The organism is Bacillus sp. RE35 (assembly GCF_052146655.1).
Classification (GTDB): Bacteria; Bacillota; Bacilli; order Bacillales; family Bacillaceae_G; genus Bacillus_A; species Bacillus_A cereus.
Map to the genome: position 1 here is coordinate 5240956 of NZ_CP197377.1, position 18407 is coordinate 5259362.

Below are 18407 nucleotides of genomic sequence, written 5' to 3' on the forward strand. Positions count from 1 at the left end.
TCCCCCTCGCCCTTTTATAAAGCACGGCTAATAACAAGTTTCTGTATTTCACTTGTTCCTTCATATATTTGCGTGATTTTCGCATCACGGAAAAATCGTTCTACTGGATAGTCTTTCGTATAACCGTAACCACCAAACACTTGCACCGCCTCAATCGCGACTTCAACCGCTGTCTTAGAAGCAAATAATTTCGCAATAGATGCTTCTTTACCGCATGGTAATCCCTGTGCCCTAAGAGATGCCGCTCTATATACGAGTAACCTTGCTGCTTCGACACTGGTTGCCATATCTGCAAGCTTGAAGCCAATCCCTTGCTGCGCCGCAATTGGCTTCCCGAATTGCTCTCTTTCTTTTGCATAATCAATTGCACAGCCAAGCGCCGCTTCAGCAATTCCTAACGCCTGCGCACCGATTCCAATTCGCCCAACATCTAAATTCGCCATCGCCACCTTAAATCCTTGTCCTTCTTCCCCAAGTAAATTCTCAGCTGGCACTTTCATATCTTCAAAAGTAAGTTGTACTGTACGAGAACCGAGAAGTCCCATCTTATGTTCATCTTTTCCGATGATTAAACCAGGTGTATCTTTCTCTACTATAAATGCAGAAATACCACTTTTTCCTGCCTCTGGATTTGTAGAAGCGAATACAATGTATGTACTTGCTTCACCACCATTTGTAATAAACACTTTCGATCCATTAATAATATAATGATCACCTTTTTTCACAGCTCTTGATTTCAAACTCCCTGCATCTGATCCTGCATTTGGCTCTGTTAAAGCAAATGCACCTAAATATTCCCCAGTTGCAAGTTTAGAAACATATTTTTTCTTCTGTTCTTCTGTTCCGAAATATAAAATCGGATTCATTCCAACTGACGTATGTACAGCTAAAATTACACCAACTGTTGCACTTACCTTTGAGATTTCCTCAATTGCTAGAATGTAAGATATAAAGTCCATTTCTGCCCCACCGTATTTTGCAGGCGCTGGAATACCCATTAATCCAAGCTCACCCATCTTTTGCAAAATCTCTTTCGGGAACACCCCTTGTTCCATACTAGGAACAAAGGGAGCTATTTCCTTCTGTGCAAAATCCCGAACCATTTTCCTCATCATTTGCTGCTCTTCATTAAAACGAAAGTTCATATATTCCGCCTCCATTTGCTATATATCCTTTAAATAATTTGGTAAGACCACTATGTTGTAACAAAGGGGGCATTTATTCGTAAACGTAGAATCCACGACCTGTTTTACGCCCTAACCATCCTGCATTCACATACTTACGTAATAACGGACATGGGCGATATTTACTATCTCCTAATCCTTCATGCAACACTTCCATAATGTATAAACACGTATCTAAACCGATAAAATCGGCGAGTGTCAAAGGCCCCATCGGATGGTTCATACCAAGCTTCATGACTTCATCAATTGCTTCTTTCGTCGCTACACCTTCATATAACGTATAAATTGCTTCGTTAATCATCGGTAGCAAAATACGATTTGATACAAAACCTGGGAAATCATTCACTTCAACTGGTACTTTCCCAATTTTTTTCGTAATATCTTCAATTGCTTCATATACCGCATCATCGGTAGCCAAACCACGAATAATCTCAACAAGCTTCATAACTGGAACTGGATTCATAAAGTGCATACCGATTACTTTTTCCGGACGCTTCGTTACCGCTGCAATTTCTGTAATTGGCAGAGATGACGTATTCGTTGCTAAAATTGCGTGTTCTGGAGCAATTTCATCTAGATTCGCAAAGATTTTCTTTTTAATATCCATTTTCTCAACAGCTGCTTCAATAATAAGATCCGCTTCTTTCACACAATCTAAATCAAGCGTTACTGTAAGACGATTTAATGTGGCTTCCTTCTCTTCTTCCTTCATACGTCCTTTTTCTACTTGGCGTGCTAAGTTTTTCGTAATGATAGCCAATCCTCTATCTAATTGCTCTTGCTTTAAATCTTGTACCTTCACGTCATATCCTGCCATTGCACATACTTGTGCAATTCCTGATCCCATTTGCCCTGCACCAATTACAACAATGTTTTGTACACCCATTTTTCTTCCCCCTTAATTGTTAATAAATTTTATACCCTCGAACTTTAATTAGTGAACTTCAATCATCACTGCGTCCCCTTGACCGCCACCGCTACAAATCGAAGCAATTCCAATTCCACCGCCGCGCTGCTTAAGTGCATGGATTAGTGTAACGATAATGCGCGCTCCGCTTGCTCCAATTGGATGTCCCATCGCTACCGCGCCGCCATTTACATTCAATTTTTCCGGATCAATTCCTGCGATTTCTGTACTTGCAATTGCTACCGCTGCAAAGGCTTCATTAATCTCGAATAAATCAATGTCTTCAATTGTCTTTCCTGTTTTTTCAAGCAATGCGTTAATTGCATAACCTGGAGTTCTTGGGAAATCTTTAGATTCCACTGCAATTGCTGTATGCGCCAAAATTGTCGCTAATGGCTTTCTTCCTTCTTGCTTCGCTCTGTCTTCGCTCATTAATACAAGTGCGGCACCACCATCGTTTAGTCCCGGCGCATTACCAGCTGTCACCGTCGCTGTCTTATCAAATACAGGTTTTAACTTTGCTAACTTTTCAATCGTTGTATCTTCACGTGGCGCCTCATCCTTTGCAACGACAATAGGATCGCCTTTTCTTTGCGGAATCGTTACTGGCACGATTTCCTCTTCAAAACGCCCTTCTTTATGCGCTGAAACCGCACGCTGATGGCTACGATATGCCCATTCATCTTGCGCTTCGCGAGAAATTCCATCTTCCTTTGCAACTTCTCCGCCATAAACGCCCATGTGTGTACCTGAAAATGCGCATGTTAAACCGTCAGCAACGTTTAAATCAATAACTTCGTTGTTGCCCATTCTGTATCCCCATCTTGCTCCACGTAAAATGTAAGGACTGTTACTCATCGACTCCATACCGCCAGCTACAATCAGTGATTGATCGCCAGTACGAATAATCTGATCCGCTAACGTAACCGCACGAAGCCCTGATGCACAAACTTTATTCACTGTTTCCGTCTGCACTTCCCAAGGGATTCCAGCAGCCCTCGCAGCTTGGCGCGATGGAATTTGTCCCTGCCCACCTTGAATAACCGTTCCAAATATAACTTCTTCAACATCACTAGCCGCAACATTTGCTCTTTCAAGTGCTGCTTTAATTGCAATTCCTCCAAGTTCCGTCGCTTTTACATCCTTTAAAGATCCTCCAAATTTTCCAACTGGTGTTCTTGCAGCACTTAAAATAACTGTTTTACTCATGTTTCTTTCCCCCATTTCATTTTTTAACACTGAGCGCTCGCTCGGTATCCCTACGTTGAGAAGAGGTGCAATCATTGCACCTCTTTCTAAAGTTGTATACATTCTTACAAACTACATTGCTTCTTTTTTCTGTCCGATAACAGATCGTTCTAAAATCTCTGTCACATCAAGAGTTTGAACTTTCTCTTCTACCTCTTTCGCTTTCGTTCCATCACTGATCATCGTTAAGCAATATGGACAACCTGTACCGATAATGGATGGCTGTACAGCTAATGCTTGTTCTGTACGAGCAACGTTAATACGAGAACCTGTTGTTTCTTCCATCCACATTAAGCCACCACCTGCGCCACAGCACATTCCAGTTTCACGGTTACGTGCCATTTCTACAAGATTCACTCCAGGAATCGCTTTCAAAATGTCACGTGGCGCTTCGTACACTTCGTTGTATCTTCCTAAATAACAGGAATCATGGTACGTAACTGTTTCTTCAATAGCGTGAACAGGCTTTAAGCGCCCTTCTTTCACCCACTGAGCTAACAATTCTGTATGATGATAGACTTCTGCTTGCAAGCCAAAGTCCGGATACTCATTTTTAAATGTGTTATAAGCATGAGGATCAATCGTAACGATTTTCTTCACTCCTGCCTTTTCAAATTCTTCGATATTCTTTGTCGCCATCTCTTGGAATACAAATTCATTTCCGAGGCGGCGTGGTGTATCTCCAGAATTCTTTTCTTTATTACCGAGAATTGCGAATGAAATGCCTGCTTCGTTCATTAACTTCGCAAACGATATCGCAATCTTCTGACTACGATTGTCGTATGATCCCATTGAACCAACCCAGAATAAATACTCGAATTCCTCCCCAGCTTTTGATTTTTCTTTTACAGTTGGAACTGTTACTTCGTCATCACCTTGGCGCCATGTTTCACGCTCTTTACGGTTCAGACCCCACGGATTCCCTTGACGCTCGATATTTGTCATCGCGCGTTGTGCTTCCGCGTCCATTTTTCCTTCTGTTAAAACGAGATATCGACGTAAATCAATAATTTTGTCAACATGCTCATTCATAACTGGGCATTGATCTTCACAGTTACGACACGTTGTACATGCCCAAATCTCTTCTTCTGTAATAACATCTCCGATTAAACTCGGATCGTAAGCGAGCGTTGTAGACGCTGATTCTTGTTGTCCTTTTCCAGCTGCCATCATCGCTAACTGATTTCCTTGTGTATTATTGAAGGCAACTACTGGAACCCACGGTGCTTTTGATGTTACCGCAGCTCCTTTATCAGTTAAATGATCGCGAAGTTTTAAAATTAAGTCCATCGGCGATAACATTTTTCCTGTTCCTGTTGCCGGACACATATTTGTACAACGGCCACACTCTACACAAGCGTATAAGTCAATAAGTTGATTTTGTCTAAAGTCTTCAATTTTACCAACACCAAATGTTTCTTGCGTTTCATCTTCAAAATCAATCTTTTCAAGCTTCCCTGGGTTTGAAAGACGACCGAAGAATACATTAGCTGGTCCTGCAATTAAATGCGCATGTTTTGATTGTGGAACATACACTAAAAACGTTAACAAAATTAGTAAATGCACCCACCAAGAAAAATAGAACACTGAAATGGCTACGGTTTCATTTATCCCGCTAAAAACGTAAGCGATTGCAGAAGCAATTGGTTCACTCCATGAAAGCTCCTCGCCATGCCATATAAGTCCCATACCGTTACCAAGTAGCACAGAAATCATTAAGCCACCGATAAAGATAAGAACAAGACCTGATTTGAAGTTACGTTTTAAACGAACAAGCTTTTCTACATAACGTCTATGAAAAGCCCAAAATACTGCAATTAAAATAACAAGTGTGACAATTTCCTGGAAGAATGTAAATGCAGGGTATAGTGGTCCAAGTGGAAGATGTGATCCTGGTGCGAGTCCTTTCCAAACGAAGTCAATTGCTCCAAATTGGACAAGAATAAATCCGTAAAAGAACATAACGTGAATGATGCCGCTTTTCTTATCTTTCAGCAGCTTTTTTTGACCGAAAACATTGACCTTAAGGAGATCCCAACGCTCTTTAAAACGACGGTCAAATTCAATTTTTTTTCCTAATTGTATGTAGGCCATTCTCGTCCGTATAAGATATACAAACAAATATCCTGCATAAGCAATAACAGCAATGGCAGCCAGCCAATTAATGATCAGTAAGCTATTCATTTTTATGCTACCCCTCTCTTTGTAAGCCCTCTTTCTTTTTTGAATCTTCAAAAATATATAATTTTCTGAATTATATCCCCTATCCCCATTATATAATGAGTGAGCATTCAGTCAACAGTTTTTTGTTATAGAACAACACATTTTTTCATAAAGCTGTTTATTTCGGTGAAACTATAAAGTGAAACTTTAATCAGCAGGGGTGGTTCATCCCCCGCTGATTATTAGTTGAACCAATCGGGCTTTTACGGGCAGTTGATTTCCAAACTAGCTTCTGCTTATTCATCAATTTTTGAAATAGGAAGCTTACTGCCCGTTAAAGCGGGATAAAGTGAACCTTTAATCAGTACAAGATCTATCCTCTAAAGAAATTTATAATAACAGCCGTGCTACCCGTATCATTTGTAACACACTGAAGGTGAAAAGAATGCGAAGGAGGGAATTCACTAATGCTCTACTTATCTCTTTTGTTAATATCCGTTGCTCTTTGGATTACAATTGACCTTTCATACGGGAGACTTCTTCATTTAAAACGAGTAAGCTCTCGCACTTTCCCTTTACGTCAAAGTGATTTTCACCTTTATACATACGGGAAAGATTTGTATGACGCTTTATTTACTGATATAAAACAAGCACAGCATCACATTCATATTTTATTCTTCATTGTAAAAAACGATAAAATCAGTCGTGAATTTTTAAAATTGCTGATTGATAAGGCTCAGGAAGGAATTGAAGTACGACTTTTACTTGATCGATTTGGCAGCCATTCTTTATCAAACGAAGCTATTCGCTCCCTGCAAAAACATGGTGTATCTTTTTCATTTTGTCATAAGGTAAAATTTCCTCTGCCTTTCTTTTCTGCCAATCAACGAAATCATAGGAAAATTACAGTGATTGATGGGAAAACCGGCTATATCGGGGGATTTAATATCGGTGAAGAGTATCTAGGGCATAATGAATATTTAGGATTATGGCGAGACTACCATTTACGTCTTACAGGAGAAGGGGTTCAAGATTTACAAAAGCAATTTTTGCATGACTGGTTTGATGATACGAAACAAAATTTATTAGATGCTTCTCTTTATTTTCCAAAACAAAACCCAGGTACCATCCTGCATCAATTTATTCCGACTGATGGGGCTTATTTACAGCATACTTTTTTACATTTAATTAACGCGGCAAAAAAAGAAATCTGTATCGGTACACCATATTTCATTCCTGGAAAAAAAATTATGAATGCCTTATTAAAAGCAAAAGAAAGAGGGGTTCAAATCACAATTCTTGTTCCAGAAAAAGCTGATCACCCTCTTGTTCGAGAAGCCAAATTTCCGTACTGCCGAAAATTAATACAGGCTGGTTGCAATATTTATGCATTTCAACAAGGTTTTTTTCACGCCAAAATTATTATAGTAGACGATGATATTTGCGATATCGGAACAGCAAACTTTGATATGAGAAGTTTATATATTAACCATGAAATAAACTGCCTGTTATATAATAAACATTTCATTCAAACAGTAAAAAAGAAATTCCATGAAGATCTAGAGAATGCATCTGTACTTTCCTATAGCGATGTAAACCCGCCTTCTCTTATCGATAGAGGAAAGGAATGGATTGGAACAATATTTGCTTTCTTTTTATAGGAAAGACAATGAATAAAAGAGGTGTATCTCATATGCTTATACGGTTTGGATATGTCTCACATGCAATGGCACTCTGGGACTGTTCTCCTGCCAAAACAATGACGTTTACAAGCTTTAAGAAACTCAGTAAGCAAGAGCGAGAAGACAAACTGTACCATGTTATAAGGCAAAATTTAGAGCACACAATACGTATCCTTCATTACAATATAGCGCATGAAATCCCACTATATCGCCTATCGTCTTCCATCGTCCCACTTGCAACACATCCCGAAGTCGAGTTTGACTATATTGGGGTATTCACACCACTTTGGCGTAAAATAGGGGCTTTAATTAAAGAACACAATTTACGAATAAGTTTTCATCCAAATCAATTTACGCTATTTACAAGCGACAAGCCACATATTACTACTAACGCTATTACGGATATGACTTATCATTATAAAATATTGGATGCTATAGGCATTGCAGATTCTTCTTACATTAATATTCATGTAGGTGGAGCCTATGGAAATAAAGAAAAGGCAATTGAGCGCTTCCATGAAAACATAAAAAAACTTCCTACACATATAAAAAAACAAATGACTCTTGAAAATGATGATAAAACCTATACAACCGCTGAAACTTTATCAATTTGCCAAAAAGAAAATATTCCATTTGTATTTGATTATCATCATCATATGGCCAATCTTTGCGAGGAACCACTAGAAGAGTTGCTTCCTGCAATTTTTGAAACTTGGTCACATACAAATATTTCTCCTAAAGTTCACATTTCCTCCCCGAGATCGGAAAAAGAATTTAGGGCTCATGCTGAATATATCGATTTAGAGTTTATTAAGCCTTTCTTACACATTGCAAAAAAACACAATCATAATTTCGATATTATGATTGAAAGTAAACAAAAAGACTTAGCATTATTCCAATTAATAGATGAACTTTCTGCTATAAGAGGAATTAAAAGAATAAGTGGTGCAATGTTACAGTGGTAAATTGTAACTTTGCACCATTTTTTCAAAAAAGTAATTTTTATAGTAAAAAACATCCTATTTTATATGCTATTATTTAAATTAGCATTCCCTCGAGATTCAACTTTATTGAAACGGAGTCATAATATGATTAATCAAAAAAAATATGTACAATTTGTCATAATATACATATCTATATTTGCTCTTTGGATACTCTTTATTCCAAATGAGTCGCATATAAAGGAGATTGGAATTCTTTTCTTATTCTGTTTCGCTGCACTTTTTTCTTGTCACTGTTTATATAAAGCTATTAAGAGAATGAAACGCAGTGATAAACTATTTTGGATTTTATTACTATGTACTTGCCTATGTGGGTTAGTTATGGAGATAACCCTATTTCTTAGTTCACTTTCTATACATGATCAATCTATATTTTCATATAAAGCATTACCTTTTTTTATCATACAATATATTTTGCTCTTTGTTGGATTTGCTATAAAGTTTATAAAAAATTATTCTATTAAGGGGCTTTCTCAATTTTCATTCGATAGCATCTTTATTATTATTATGAACATTTATTTCACCTTAACTTTTATCTTAGACCTTTCAAGCTTCCGCATGTTAACAAAGGATACTTGGATTTTAATTGGGTATTTCATTGCACAATCATTAGTAATTTACGCCGTTATTAGCCTATATAGAAGAGAACAATATTCTTCTAGTAGAATTGCATTAATTATCGGTTTCACTATTATACTCGTATACGGTTATATTCATCTGTTTCAATTGAATTTTGGAATGAAAACTTCTGCTGAAATTAATTATTTAATACACACTGCTTCTATTTTATTAATTGGACTTTCTTCCATACTATATATTTTAGATAAACCAATGCAGCATGAAACGAAAACAAAATATTATCGATTCGATTATGTACGTTTTATACTACCTTATTTTAGTATAATTATTACTTTTTCTTTTATTATCATTCAACCTTGGGATGATAAATTCATGTTAATCGGTCTCGTATTATCACTTATTTTGTTATTCTTGCGGCAACTTTACATGTGGAAAGATAATCAAGCACTAATTCATACATATGAACAGTTGACTACACAACTAGAGGACGAAGTTGAAGAAGGTGCATTTGCATTATCAAAAAGTGAACAACGTTATAAATCTTTATTCGAGGACCATCCCGATGCCGTTTTCTCTTTAAATATGAATGGCATTTTTCAACAATCTAATAAGGCGTGCGAAAGCTTATTTACTGCCTATTATTGCGAAGTGGCAAGCTATTCTCTGGTACACTTCATTGATTCAAAAGACCACGAACTACTAAAGAAGGCTTTACAAATTACAAAGGAAGGTAGGCCACAAACGTTAGAAGTTCGTACAAAAGAACAAGAAGGCTATTATTATTATCTCCATATTACACTTATCCCTACTTTTATAAACAAAGAAGTGGTCGGAATGTTTGGGATAGCACGTGATATTACCACCTTATATGAAAAACAAAAACAAGTAGAACATTTAGCCTTTCACGATGCACTTACTGGATTACCAAATCGTCGAAAGTTCGAAAAAGATTTAAAAGCCATTTTAAATACAGCCCAAACTAACGCAAATGATGTCGCCGTCATATTCCTTGATTTAGATCGATTTAAAAAAATTAACGATAGACTTGGCCATGACGTTGGAGATTTATTATTAATTGAAGTAGCAAAAAGATTACGCGGTTGCTTGCGTTCAAAAGATATCGTCGCTCGCCAAGGTGGAGATGAGTTTACAATTCTATTACCAGAAATGTACTCAGAAAAAAGTGCAATTTTTATAGCTGAACAGATTTTAACTATTTTAAACAAACCATTCTTCATTCAAGGCGAAGAACTTTCTATTACACCAAGTATCGGAATTGCGATGTACCCTGATTATGGAACTGATGTAAATGAGTTAATGAAAAATGCTGATATGGCTATGTATCGTGCGAAAGCAAATGGAAAAAACAGATTTGTTTTCTTCTCAAAAGAAATGAGTATCGCTCAAAATGAAATTCAATTCTTAGAAGGTGAACTTTCAAAAGCATTACAACAAAATGAATTTTTCCTTGAATACCAGCCACAAGTAAGCACAAAAACAAAACAAATTATCGGTTTTGAAGCATTAATACGTTGGAAGCATCCAAAACTCGGTATCGTATCTCCTGCCCAATTTATCCCTCTAGCAGAGGAAACTGGTTTTATTATTGAACTTGGCAATTGGATTTTACGTACTGCTTGTTTAGAGGCAAAAAGATGGCATAATCAAGGTTTCTCTCATTTAAAAGTTGGTGTAAATTTATCTGTTGTTCAATTTAACCATGCAGATTTAATCCCAACTATTTCAAAGGTATTGGAAGAAACAGAACTGAAACCAGAAGCACTAGATATTGAAATTACGGAAAGCATCGCAATTAATCAAAATCAATCTGTAGTTGCAAAACTAGAACAACTTCAAAATCTCGGTATTCAAATTTCAATCGACGACTTTGGAACTGGTTATAGTTCTTTAGCTTATTTAACAAAATATCCAATCAACACATTAAAAATCGCTCGAGAGTTTATTTGTGGAATTACAACTAGCCCTTTAGAAGAAGCAATTGTCTCTTCCATTATTACACTATCAAAACAACTAAATTTAGAAGTGATTGCAGAAGGTGTAGAAACGGAAGAAGAATGGGAATTTTTACATAAACAAAATTGTGATCACATTCAAGGATTCTTTATTAGCAAACCTGTTTCTAGTAAAGACGTTTGGATGTTACTCCATAAAAAAACAACCGCCTAAGTAAGACGGTTGTTTTTTAATATTCAAAAGGTAAATCTTTAGCTAATTGTACCTCTTGATCGTTATGAGAAATTATATGGCTTTTCTCTAATGCCGTATCGCCTAATGAAATACCCCATGCCATCGCTAACGTTAATAAACTACCAATAAGTAATTTCTTCATATTCCATCACCCACATTTTTTATTTTAATATATCATGAAAATTTATATCTATTATATGCAATTATGCATACCCATTTTTTAGGATATTTATCTGCTGATCTTATTTACGAGCGCTTCTTTATATGCATGCATTTCTAATATATCAAAAAAGAAACTTGCCTTTTTATATGCATCTTCAACCTCTGCCCCATCGTACTCCAACTTCCCTAGGCATTCACCTTTTTGATAATATAGCTGTCCAATTAATGCCATACTATTAATTCGGCATGATATTTCAATCGCTTTATTTACTTGATAAAGTGACTCTTCATATTGATTATCTAAATATAATGCTTTCGCATGATTATATCTTACCTTCACTTCAAATTCTTCATTATCATGCAATACCTCTAATTGTTTTAATATATCTTCAAATAACTCAATACTCTTCTTAAAATAGCTATTTTCAGCATAAATATTTGCAATCGCATTTTCTATATAAAGATTTTGGTATACGTCTATTCCAGCTAACTGTTGATTTAACAATTTTTTTAATTCTAAAATACAATATTCGTAATCGATTTTCTTTAATATGTAAGCTGCTACATGATATTGCCATTGAAGAAATTGCTGGAATTCAGGATGATATTCTTCCTTTTTCAGCTCATTCCATACTTTATTATAAATTTCTTTATATCTTTTTTGCTTACAAAGCATAATGATTTGATCTTTAAACTGTTTTTTTCTTTCAATATCGGAATAAATGAGTACCTCATAAAAATGAATAATAGGAACTTGTAATTTTGCTGCGATACCTTGCAATATATCCATACTTGGGTATACCGCACCCGATTCAATTCTACTCACTTCCGATTGATGACATATATTATCGGATAACTGTTTCTGTGTTAATCCTCTCATCACCCTAATTTTCTTAATTTCACTTCCTAATTTTTCTGCGTGCATACTTACTCACCATCCCATTAGAACAATCTAATTTTTTGAGTTGTCATACCACTACAATAATGTGAATTCGACAATTTTTGATATGAAATAATGCATAATATATATAAAATTCGGCAAATTTTTCATACAATTCATCTCACATACAATAATAGATTAGGAGTGTTATAGATGAATTATAGAAAACTTGCTAGTGCTTTCGTTACATTCGGTCTTCTTTGCCCTTTATCAACAGAAGCTATTCATGCTCAAGAATTAGACAAAAGTGCAGTCAAAGTTGAAATTGCTCAGCCTGGTTTAACAATCGGGAAATTAACACAACCTCAAAATGATACGAAAGAAAATATTGCTAAAAAGTATTTAAAAGGTGAGGTAAATGGGGCGAAAGCTCAACAAGAACAAGTCACTACTGAAAAAAATGTAGATTTCCAACCTACAAATAAAGAAACCAAAGAAAATCAAACCGAAGTTCGCCTTGCACAAACATATAAAAACTATAAAGTATATGGCCAAGATCTCATTGTAAAAGTAGATAAAAATGGAGTAATCACAACTGTTAGTGGTAAAGTTGTTCAAAATTTAAATCAACAACCTAATCTTACTATAACAAATTTTTTGTCGAAAAATGAAGTAAAATCTAAATTACGCGATATAGTTCAAATTCCAAGCGATGCAGTTGAGACAGAATTCTCTAGCGAAACCGTTGTTTATAAGAAAAAAGATGGCTATTATACATTCGCAACTGTTATTACATTTACTTATGAAAACAATGAACAAATTATAAACGGCAATGCTATCGTTGATTTAAAAACTGGAGAAGTACTTTTCCAAGAAAAGTTCATTAAAAACAAAGAGAATAAGACTATAAATCAAGTAACATCACCTAGATTATCCCCTGCAAGTGAGCAAGGAACTGGGAAAAATGCACTTCAAGAAAACATCTCTTTCAAAATTGCCAAAGGAACTGATGGAAAATTTTATTTAGCGGATTTATCACGCGGAAATGGTATTTATATTTATAATGCAAACTACGCCGATTCCCTTGGAGGATATAGTCAAGCTGGTTATCCAGGGACACTAATTTCAAGTAGTACTCCTAATTTTGCAGATAAAGAAGCCGCGGGCGCTATGAAGAACATGAGTGATATTTACGATTACTTTAAGAAAGAACATAATCTAAAAAGTTACGACAATAAAGATTCAAAAGTTGTTGCTAGTGTACACGGTTTTGATTCTACTGAAGTTAGTGATGGTGTAAAAGAAGACTATGTAAATGCATTTTGGCATCCCGCTTGGAACCAAATGGTATTTGGTGATGGTTTAGACGGAAAACTAACATCCGCTCTTGATGTAACAGCTCATGAATTTGGACATGCTGTATTCAGTGGCACGACGAAAAATAAAGTCGTGAGATATCCAAGCGCTGAAACATCTGCACTAAACGAGGGATTAGCGGATTTCTGGGGTACACAAATCGAATATTACGTAAAGAAAGATAAAGGAAACTGGATTATGGGCGATACATTAGGTGGCCTAACAATTCGTGATATCCCAAGGGAAATTGGTGACGGCGGTCATAAACTATATACAAATTTACAAGATTTCTATAACGATGGTAATAATCAAGAATCACACGTGAATTCTGGTATTATCAGTCACGTATTATATCAATTAGCTGAAGGTAAAACATATAACGGTGTTGCTGTTCAAAAACAAGGAAATGAAAAAGTAAGTAAAGTTGTTATGCGTGCATTGCAAAATTATGCAACTTCCGCTGAAGACTTTGAATCACTTCAATCTCATATCGTACAAGCTGCAAAAGATTTATATGGCACTGCCGTATCAAATGAATTTGCAAAGGCATTTGAAGCACACGGTTACAAACCGTTACAAAAAGTAAATCAAGTAATAGAAGTACAATAATTATAAAAAGAAGGTTACCTCTCATAGGTAACCTTCTTTTTATATCCAACCCTTTTCTTCCGCAATTGTAATTGCCTCAATTCTATTTTTCGCATCAAGCTTCGCTAATACTTCAGAAATATAATTACGTACTGTACCCGGCGAAAGATAAAGTGCCTTCGCAATTTCGTTTGCCGTCTTTCCTTCTTTCGCAAGTAACAGTACTTCCTTTTCGCGATCTGACAACGGATTTTGCTCCTGCCATAAGCCAAACATTAAATCTTGGGAGACCTCTCGTTTCCCCTTCATTACATTACGAATTGCTGCCGCTAAATCTTCACTTGGGCTATCCTTTAATAAATAGCCGTGCACACCAGCTTTCATTGCTCTTTCAAAATATCCCGGCCGTGCAAATGTTGTTAAAATCATTACTTTGCATGATGATTTTTCTTTCTTTAAAGTCTCAGCGACATCCAATCCACTTTGAATCGGCATTTCAATATCCATAATACTTACATCTGGCTTTAACGATTCAATTAATTCTAACGCCTCTTCCCCGTTCGCAGCTTGCCCAATTACTTCGATATCATCTTCTAGATCAAGCAGGGCCCCTAATGCACCACGAAGCATCCGCTGGTCTTCTGCAATAATAATTCGAATCATGCCCTCACCTCATCTTTTCCTGTTCTAATAACAACTGGAACTTTTACCGTTAATAACGTCCCTGGATTGATTGTACCTAGTTCAACAAATCCATCAATAAGAGCAATTCGTTCTTTCATGCCGCGAATACCATTTCCATCATGATTTTGATCTGTTAAACCGATTCCGTTATCTTCTACTTTCAAAATCAGTTCACCTTGTGATTCTAATACAGAAACTGCGCACCGCGTTGCCTTACTATGTTTTACAACATTTGTAACGGCCTCACGTAAACACATCCCGACAATATTTTGTTCAATTGGTGATAACGAGCTCGATCTTGCTTCTTGCCTCACTTCTAATTCAATATTAGCTGCTTGTAAGATCGCTTTTATTTGCTCTAGCTCTTCTTCTACCGTAATCATACGCATATCAGAAATTAATTCTCTCAGCTGTTTTAAGGCTGTACGAGACGTTTGTGTAATTTCCTTCGCTTCCGCACTTGCACGCTCTGGATTTTTCACAATTAACTTCTCTACAAGCTGGCTTTTCAAAGTAATAAGAGATAACGTATGCCCTAATGTGTCATGAAGATCTCTTGCAATCCGCTGCCGTTCTTCACGTTTTACTAAGTCTTTAATTTGCTCGTTCGCCTGATCCAATTGATTTCTTAACATCTTTTTCTGATTAAAATTGCGCATACCAAATGGCGTAAGAAGCATTAAAATAAACATTGGAACGATATTTACTAAACTTGTAGTTGTTAGTTGATTCATATTTACAAATAAAAATGCTCCAAGCATGATAACTAACGAACATAACAGCACTCGAAATACTTTCTTATTTGGCGCAAATCCCATCGCACTTGCTGTGAAAAAGCCAAAAAATATCATAAAAGGATTATAAAATAAAGCAAATAAAAAGATGAGTACCATTTGAATACACGCCCAAAAAACAAACGTCCTCTGAACAAAATAAAGCTGACGGTATGTGACAATAAAAATTATCAACATACCGCTTCCTATTACAAGCTTCCATCCTGATGCCTGCGCTAAGTGATAAATTGGAAATAATAGATAAACAAACCACATATACGGGAAGAATCCCATATGTTTCGGAAAAATCTCAATCCTCTTCTTCTCTATCATTTATACCGCTTCCTGTCTTTTTCTTATATATATTGATACTACAACAAATATAAGGAAATAACCTCCTAATACCGCGATATTTTCCCATCCAATTGATTTTCCAGCTACAATATCCCACGCACCACTTCCGAAATGGTATGTCGGTGTCCATTCACCAATCGTTCTTAATATTTTGGGGAATACTTCAATCGGCATCCATAACCCGCCAACTATAGCTAAACTCATATTTAAAATATTTGCTAAGCCAGCAGCTGCGTCCGCCTTCTTAATGGAACCTATTACTGTTCCTAACGCTAAAAATGGTGTTACCCCTAACAATAACCATAATCCCGCACCAATCCATTGCCCTATCGTTAACTCAACATGATTAATTAGTATCCCTGCAATAAAGATAACTAATATTGAAAAAGCATTTACTACTGTTTGAGCGATAATTTTTGCTGTTAAATATGCTCCCTCTGGAAGCGGTGTAATTTTTAGAAGATGTGTCCATCCTTGCCCTCTTTCCTGAGAAAGTCTCACACCGAAACTAAAGAGTGCAGTCCCTACAATACTGAAAGTTGCCATCGAAATTAAATAATGTGCTTTCCACGCATCTCCGTTTTGTGGTACTTGAACAACATTTGTGAAAATGTAGTAAAACATAACAGGCATTAATAATGAGAAAAAGATAAATAATTTATTGCGGAATGTACGTAAAATTTCTATTTTGCATTGCATCCATAATGCTCTCATGCGATTTCCTCCTTCTGATTTGCGACAAACTGTTCGAATGCTTCATCAAGACTTCCACGTTCAACTGAAACATCTGTTACAGGTAAACTCTTTTGATAAATGGCTTTTAAAGTTGCATCCGTATCCTCCGTTGTTAAAATGAAGCGTCCTTCGCTTGACTTTACTTCTGTTACATTTGGTAATTCCTTTAGTAATTTTGTAGGAATGCTTTCCTTCGAGTAAAATGTGATTGTTTTTCGCGAAATCGTCGCTTTCATTTCGTCTGGTGTACCATCTGCGATAATCTTTCCGTTCGCAAATAATAAGATACGATTTGCTAAAGCATCTGCTTCTTCTAAATAATGCGTCGTTAAAATAATTGTTTTCCCTTCACTTGCTAACTTTCGAATCGTTTCCCAAAACATTCTTCGAGACGTAATATCCATTCCGACTGTCGGCTCATCTAAAAATAACAAATCTGGATTTCCCGCAAGTGCAAGCGCAAAATTCAACCTTCTTTTTTGCCCACCTGATAACTTCTCACATCTTTGCTTTCGCTCTGATTCTAAATTTGATAACTGCAGTAACGTTTCTTTCGCTATAGGATTCGTATAATAACTACGGAATAACTCAATTGCCTCTTCCACCGTAATACTATCAATGACACTTACTTCTTGCAGCATCGCACCGAGGCTATTACGAACATCTCTATGCTTTGGACTCTTTCCAAATATAAAGACCTTACCTTCTGTCGGGTCCTTTAATCCAAGCATCATCGACATCGTCGTTGTTTTCCCCGCACCATTCGGACCAAGTAACGCTACTATTTCCCCTTTATTTACATGAAATGAAACATTATTTACTGCGTTTTTATGTTTAAATGTTTTAGAAACACCATTTACTTCAATAATCTTTTCCATCTCTCCACCCCCGCTGTTTCTTATATTTACATTGTATTACTTGGAAAACTTAGGAAACAGTATGATGCGTCATGACATCGATATGACAATTGTCATGTATTCTTTATGAGAGGAATCAACCCGCATACCGCAAGCGAGTAGCAGGACGAAAATAAACATGATACAATCGGATAAGATATATATTCGAGGAAGGACAGTGGTTTTCATGATTATTCGTAATGAACAAGATTTAGAAGGCTTACGAAAAATCGGCCGCATCGTTGCGCTTGCACGTGAAGAAATGAAAAAACAAGCGAAGCCAGGTATGACAACGAAAGAGCTTGATTTGATCGGTAAAAAAGTATTAGATGAGCATGGTGCTATTTCTGCACCTGAAAAAGAATATGATTTCCCAGGTGTAACTTGCATTAGTGTAAATGAGGAAGTTGCTCATGGTATTCCAGGAGATCGCGTATTAAAAGAAGGCGACTTAGTAAACGTCGATGTATCTGCTGCACTTGATGGCTATTATGCAGATACAGGTATCTCATTTGTTCTTGGAGAAGACGAAGCAAAAGAAAAGCTTTGCCAAGCAGCGGTTGATGCATTTTGGGCAGCAATGAAAAAGGTTAGAGCTGGCTCAAAACAAAATCAAATTGGTCGTGCTGTTTCAAACTTCGCACATAAAAGTGGATACAATGTTATTCAAAACTTAACTGGTCACGGCATTGGTCTTAGCTTACATGAAGCACCAAATCACATTTTAAGTTACTATGATCCAATGGATAATGCGCTTCTAAAAGACGGTCTTGTTATCGCTGTAGAACCGTTCATCTCTATGAAAGCTGATCATATTATTGAACGTGGTGACGACGGCTGGACATTCGTTACACCTGATAAAAGTCTTGTTGCACAATGTGAACATACGGTTGTCGTAACGCGCGGCGAACCAATAATTTTAACAGAAATCTAATACCAAAAACGGCTGTTTTGTAGATTTATTCCACATAAAACAGCCGTTTTTATTTTTGGGAAAATATGTGAAC

15 protein-coding genes are annotated in these 18407 nt (G+C 36.4%); 5 read left to right on the top strand and 10 right to left on the bottom strand.

What is annotated here, in order from left to right:
• Nucleotides 1-14: 14 nt before the first annotated feature.
• The 4 genes from ACTL4X_RS26875 to ACTL4X_RS26890 all read right to left on the bottom strand — a co-directional run bounded on the left by ACTL4X_RS26875 (nucleotide 15) and on the right by ACTL4X_RS26890 (nucleotide 5523).
• Nucleotides 15-1145, bottom strand: coding sequence for an acyl-CoA dehydrogenase (locus tag ACTL4X_RS26875; RefSeq protein WP_001011179.1), 1131 nt, complete (start codon nucleotides 1143-1145; stop codon nucleotides 15-17).
• A gap of 73 nt (nucleotides 1146-1218) precedes the next feature.
• A complete protein-coding gene (locus ACTL4X_RS26880; RefSeq protein WP_000538874.1) occupies nucleotides 1219-2070 on the bottom strand; it encodes a 3-hydroxybutyryl-CoA dehydrogenase in 852 nt (283 codons plus the stop codon).
• Nucleotides 2071-2118: 48 nt separating this feature from the next.
• A complete protein-coding gene (locus ACTL4X_RS26885) occupies nucleotides 2119-3402 on the bottom strand; it encodes an acetyl-CoA C-acetyltransferase (protein ID WP_002026635.1) in 1284 nt (427 codons plus the stop codon).
• A gap of 9 nt (nucleotides 3403-3411) precedes the next feature.
• On the bottom strand, nucleotides 3412-5523 hold the full coding sequence (locus ACTL4X_RS26890; RefSeq protein ID WP_001086776.1) for a heterodisulfide reductase-related iron-sulfur binding cluster: 2112 nt from the start codon (nucleotides 5521-5523) through the stop codon (nucleotides 3412-3414).
• A gap of 446 nt (nucleotides 5524-5969) precedes the next feature.
• Here ACTL4X_RS26890 and cls point away from each other — a divergent pair, with 446 nt between their 5' ends.
• The 3 genes from cls (at nucleotide 5970) to ACTL4X_RS26905 (ending at nucleotide 10951) form a co-directional block, all read left to right on the top strand.
• On the top strand, nucleotides 5970-7163 hold the full coding sequence (gene cls, locus ACTL4X_RS26895) for a cardiolipin synthase (protein WP_000966419.1): 1194 nt from the start codon (nucleotides 5970-5972) through the stop codon (nucleotides 7161-7163).
• A 32-nt stretch (nucleotides 7164-7195) separates the two neighbouring features.
• Nucleotides 7196-8149 carry a UV DNA damage repair endonuclease UvsE gene (gene uvsE, locus ACTL4X_RS26900; RefSeq protein WP_011110499.1) on the top strand — a complete coding sequence of 318 codons (954 nt, stop codon included), beginning with the start codon at nucleotides 7196-7198 and terminating at the stop codon, nucleotides 8147-8149.
• A 123-nt stretch (nucleotides 8150-8272) separates the two neighbouring features.
• On the top strand, nucleotides 8273-10951 hold the full coding sequence (locus tag ACTL4X_RS26905; RefSeq protein WP_002184091.1) for a DUF4084 domain-containing protein: 2679 nt from the start codon (nucleotides 8273-8275) through the stop codon (nucleotides 10949-10951).
• 16 nt (nucleotides 10952-10967) lie between these two features.
• On the opposite strand, the gene ACTL4X_RS26910 is transcribed toward ACTL4X_RS26905, so the two are convergent.
• A complete protein-coding gene (locus tag ACTL4X_RS26910; protein ID WP_000734730.1) occupies nucleotides 10968-11114 on the bottom strand; it encodes a quorum-sensing peptide PapR in 147 nt (48 codons plus the stop codon).
• Between the two features lie 87 nt (nucleotides 11115-11201).
• Nucleotides 11202-12059 carry a transcriptional regulator PlcR gene (gene plcR, locus ACTL4X_RS26915; protein WP_086401103.1) on the bottom strand — a complete coding sequence of 286 codons (858 nt, stop codon included), beginning with the start codon at nucleotides 12057-12059 and terminating at the stop codon, nucleotides 11202-11204.
• Nucleotides 12060-12227: 168 nt separating this feature from the next.
• On the opposite strand from plcR, the gene ACTL4X_RS26920 reads away from it, so the two are divergent.
• Nucleotides 12228-13979: a M4 family metallopeptidase gene (locus tag ACTL4X_RS26920; RefSeq protein WP_086401104.1), complete on the top strand. Its 1752-nt coding sequence runs from the start codon at nucleotides 12228-12230 to the stop codon at nucleotides 13977-13979.
• Between the two features lie 39 nt (nucleotides 13980-14018).
• Here ACTL4X_RS26920 and ACTL4X_RS26925 read toward each other — a convergent pair whose 3' ends face one another.
• Genes ACTL4X_RS26925 through ACTL4X_RS26940 form a run of 4 tightly spaced genes read right to left on the bottom strand, consistent with a single transcriptional unit; the run spans nucleotide 14019 to nucleotide 17382 of the window.
• The gene (locus tag ACTL4X_RS26925; RefSeq protein WP_000619237.1) at nucleotides 14019-14621 is read right to left on the bottom strand and encodes a response regulator transcription factor; all 603 of its coding nucleotides are present in this window, start codon (nucleotides 14619-14621) and stop codon (nucleotides 14019-14021) included.
• On the bottom strand, nucleotides 14618-15748 hold the full coding sequence (locus tag ACTL4X_RS26930; RefSeq protein ID WP_000570607.1) for a sensor histidine kinase: 1131 nt from the start codon (nucleotides 15746-15748) through the stop codon (nucleotides 14618-14620). The genes ACTL4X_RS26925 and ACTL4X_RS26930 overlap by 4 nt, the downstream gene beginning before the upstream one ends.
• A complete protein-coding gene (locus ACTL4X_RS26935) occupies nucleotides 15749-16483 on the bottom strand; it encodes an ABC transporter permease (RefSeq protein WP_001202429.1) in 735 nt (244 codons plus the stop codon). It lies immediately after the preceding gene.
• A complete protein-coding gene (locus ACTL4X_RS26940) occupies nucleotides 16480-17382 on the bottom strand; it encodes an ABC transporter ATP-binding protein (RefSeq protein ID WP_000411127.1) in 903 nt (300 codons plus the stop codon). Before ACTL4X_RS26940 ends, ACTL4X_RS26935 begins: the two co-directional genes overlap by 4 nt.
• A gap of 157 nt (nucleotides 17383-17539) precedes the next feature.
• On the opposite strand from ACTL4X_RS26940, the gene map reads away from it, so the two are divergent.
• Entirely contained in the window at nucleotides 17540-18334 is a 795-nt protein-coding gene (map, locus tag ACTL4X_RS26945; protein ID WP_003313889.1) for a type I methionyl aminopeptidase, read from the top strand.
• Nucleotides 18335-18407: the final 73 nt, after the last annotated feature.